The 2,755-nt window shown below is 70.7% G+C and carries 1 protein-coding gene and 2 pseudogenes; 2 read left to right on the forward strand and 1 reads right to left on the reverse strand.

The genetic code is table 11. The features are described 5' to 3' along the window. A pseudogene (locus ACIGXM_RS37290) lies at positions 1-672 on the reverse strand (hypothetical protein); the annotation flags it as partial. 210 nt (positions 673-882) lie between these two features. On the opposite strand from ACIGXM_RS37290, the pseudogene ACIGXM_RS37295 reads away from it, so the two are divergent. Together ACIGXM_RS37295 and ACIGXM_RS37300 are read left to right on the forward strand one after the other, a co-directional pair. After that, positions 883-1,286 (forward strand): annotated as a pseudogene (locus ACIGXM_RS37295) (5'-methylthioadenosine phosphorylase); the annotation flags it as partial. 547 nt (positions 1,287-1,833) lie between these two features. Then, positions 1,834-2,755 (forward strand): FAD-dependent monooxygenase (locus ACIGXM_RS37300; protein ID WP_396568569.1); only part of this gene is annotated, 922 nt, incomplete at its 3' end.

The raw sequence follows: 2,755 nt of genomic DNA on the forward strand, positions 1-2,755 counted from the left end.
GAAGGCGGCGATGAACACCCAGGCGCCGTAGAAGTGCAGGGTGTAGAAGGAGCCGGGGAAGATGTAGTACAGCTGGATGTTGAGGATCCCGGTGACGAACTCGAAGACGACCCCGCCCACCAGCGCCAGCAGCGACAGCCGTTCCAGCGCGTGGGCGGCGCTGCGGGCCGGCGGCCACTCGAACAGCTTCGGGATCACCGACCACAGTTTGGCCAGCACCACCGGCACCAGGACCACGCCGAGCGTGACGTGCACGCCTTGGGTGAGCCGGTACAGCCAGTACGGATGTGTGGGCCAGTCGAAGAGGTAGAAGCCCAGCAGGCCCTTGTCCGGGGTCTGGTCGTTGAGTACGCCCAGGCCCGGGTTGTAGGCGGCGTAGGACAGCGCGCCGGTGACGAAGAGCAACGGGATGCCGACAAGCAGCACCAGACCGAACACGGAGGTCAACCAGGGCCCGCGGATGGGACTGCGCCAGAAGCCGGGACGGAACGGCCCCGGCGGCGGGGGGATCCGCTCGACCCGCCGCACGAGGGCCCGGGTACGCGCGGCCGCCGTGGCGGTTCGCGCCGCCACGGCGGCGCGAACGCGTTCGAGGCGCCCCCGCGCGTGCCCCTCGTCCGGTCCCGGGCGCTGCGGCTTTGACCCGCCAGGCGGCCGTCCACCACTGTCCATCGGCTGCCTCCGCTGTCCCCGGGCCGGCCCTCGGCCAGTGGTCGAACCCCGCTGCGCCGTCAATGCCGGCCAAGTCGTCAGCACAAACTGGCACAGGCCAGGTCTGCTTTCCGTGTCCGGCGTGCAGGCAGGTGTCCGTCGCCAGCCGAATGGGCGAACCGACGCCCCCGGGGAGGGCGAGCACGGGCAGCAGCTGGACGGCGATCGCCGCCGTACTGTCCCCTCGGCCGGGCCGCCGCGCTGGCCGCAGCCCATGACCGAGTCTGGGAGCCGGTGGACGGCGGGACCCTGGTGGTGATCGAGGGTCCGCGCTTCTCGACTCGTGCGGAGTCGTGCTGGTCTGCCGCGAGCGGCTGGTCAGTGGTGGGCATGACCGGCCACCCGGAAGCGGTACCGGCCAGTGAACTGGACATGTGTTACACCTCGATCGCCTTGGTGACCGACCTCGACGCGGGCCTGGAGACCGGTCGGGTGTCACCCAAGGCGAGGTGCTGGAGATCTTCGCGCACAACGTCGACCGGCTGCGCACGGCGCTGTTCAGCGCCGTCGAGCAGCTGCCGAAGAAGGGGGACTGCGTCTGCTCGCACGCCTTGGACGGTTTGACCACCGGCCTGACCGGCGTGCCTCCTGACACCCTCGAGAAGGAGGGCGGCCACCGCTGTCACAGCAAGCAGCCACAACAGATTCCTCAGCCAGGACAGGGACGGCACGGTGGGGTTGCCGTTCCCCTGCCCCGCGTGCGGCACGGCCGGCAACCCCACCCGCAGCCAGCGTGGCGGGCACCACCAGGCCGCCGCGCACCGTCCAGGGCGCCCGCGTCAGGGCCGCCCCAGCCAGGCAGACCAGACGATTGCCGCCTGTAGCCAGCACGGCGGGGTCGTGGTCCCGGTGACCGACAGTTGCGGCAGGATCCCCGAGCAAGATCTGCCGCGGGTCTTCGAGACCGGCCGGCGCAGCGGCACCGCCCGCAGCCCACGAGCGTCCCACCGGTACCCCGGCAGCGACGCCAGCGGCGTCGGGAACGTCGAGGGTGTAGGACTCGGCCTCGTCAGAGATCCGTAAGCCCCTCGCGGTGAGCCCGGAAAAAATTCAGTGGCATCATGGCCGTGCTCCCATCAACGAGCTCTCGTAGCAACGCAGATGAAAGGCAGGGACAGACGGATGAGGGTCAGTGTCGTGGGTGGCGGAATTGCCGGGCTGACCTGCGCCCTGAGCCTGCACGCCGCCGGCTTCCAGCCCCTGGTGAGCGAGGCGGCACGGACGATCGAGGCGGTAGGCGTGGGGATCAACCTGCTGCCGCACGCCGTCCGGGAGCTCGCCGAGCTCGGCCTGGCTGACGAACTGGCCGCTGTCGCGCTGCCCCCACGTCGGCTGAGCTACCGTGACCGGGCGGGTGAACCGGTGTGGGAGGAGCCGCTCGGGCTGGCGGCCGGCTACCGCTGGCCGCAGTATTCCGTGCACCGCGGTCGCCTGCACATGATGCTGTTGGCGGCGGTGCGCGAGCGCCTGGGGCCGGATTCCGTCCGCACCGGCCTGCTGTTCCAGCGCTTCGAGCAGACGGCAAGCGGCGTTCGGGCCCACTTCCTGGACCGGACGAGCGGTGTGCCGACGGTGGAAGACGTCGACTTGCTGGTCGGCTCGGACGGCATCGACTCCGTGGTCCGCGCCCAGCTCTACCCCAACGAGGGCCCCTCGCACTGGAACGGCGTCCACATGTGGCGCGGGGTCGCACACCACCCGCACATCCTCGACGGCCGGTCGATCGCGGTGGCCGGCGGCACCCCCGGGGCGAAATTCGTCGCCTACCCCATCGAGGACGCGGTGACCGAGGGTGGCGAGGCCTTGCTGAACTGGGTACTGGAGGTACGGCACGGGCCCTCCGCCGAACCGCTGGACCGCTCGAACCGTCGCATCACGGCGACGGAGGCCCGCGCCGGCCTGGCGGGCTGGAAGCTGCCGTGGATCGACCTGGCAACGCTGGTCGAGCACTCCTCGGCGATCTTCGAGTATCCGATGCTCGACCGCGACCCGCTGCCGTGCTGGAGTTTCGGACGCGTCACCTTGCTCGGTGACGCCGCACACC

The sequence above is a fragment of the Kitasatospora sp. NPDC052896 genome (assembly GCF_044547075.1).
Lineage (GTDB): Bacteria > Actinomycetota > Actinomycetes > Streptomycetales > Streptomycetaceae > Kitasatospora.